The following is a 715-nucleotide window of genomic DNA, read 5'->3' as shown; positions in this document are numbered from 1 at the left end:
TCGGTATTCCTCCACATCTCTACGCATTTCACTGCTACACGTGGAATTCTACCCCCCTCTGCCATACTCCAGCGATGCAGTCACCAATGCAGTTCCCAGGTTAAGCCCGGGGATTTCACATCGGTCTTACATCACCGCCTGCGCACGCTTTACGCCCAGTAATTCCGATTAACGCTCGCACCCTACGTATTACCGCGGCTGCTGGCACGTAGTTAGCCGGTGCTTATTCTTCCGGTACCGTCATCCCCGACGGATATTAGCCATCAGGATTTCTTTCCGGACAAAAGTGCTTTACAACCCGAAGGCCTTCTTCACACACGCGGCATTGCTGGATCAGGCTTGCGCCCATTGTCCAAAATTCCCCACTGCTGCCTCCCGTAGGAGTCTGGGCCGTGTCTCAGTCCCAGTGTGGCTGGTCGTCCTCTCAGACCAGCTACGGATCGTCGCCTTGGTGGGCCTTTACCCCACCAACTAGCTAATCCGCCATCGGCCACCCCAATAGCGCGAGGTCTTGCGATCCCCCGCTTTCATCCATGGATCGTATGCGGTATTAATCCGGCTTTCGCCGGGCTATCCCCCACTACTGGACATGTTCCGATGTATTACTCACCCGTTCGCCACTCGCCGCCAGGATTGCTCCCGCGCTGCCGTTCGACTTGCATGTGTAAGGCATGCCGCCAGCGTTCAATCTGAGCCAGGATCAAACTCTTCAGTT

Annotated in this window: 1 rRNA gene; it reads right to left on the bottom strand. The window is 56.1% G+C overall.

The window, feature by feature from the left end:
* Positions 1-715 (bottom strand): 16S ribosomal RNA (locus M3I56_RS41850); the annotation flags it as partial.

Origin of the sequence: Paraburkholderia sp. CNPSo 3281, from assembly GCF_024206515.1 — a bacterium.
In the GTDB taxonomy this organism is placed as follows: Bacteria; Pseudomonadota; Gammaproteobacteria; order Burkholderiales; family Burkholderiaceae; genus Paraburkholderia; species Paraburkholderia nodosa.
Note: the sequence above shows the minus strand (reverse complement) of the source record. Positions and strands in the feature narration are given on the sequence as shown.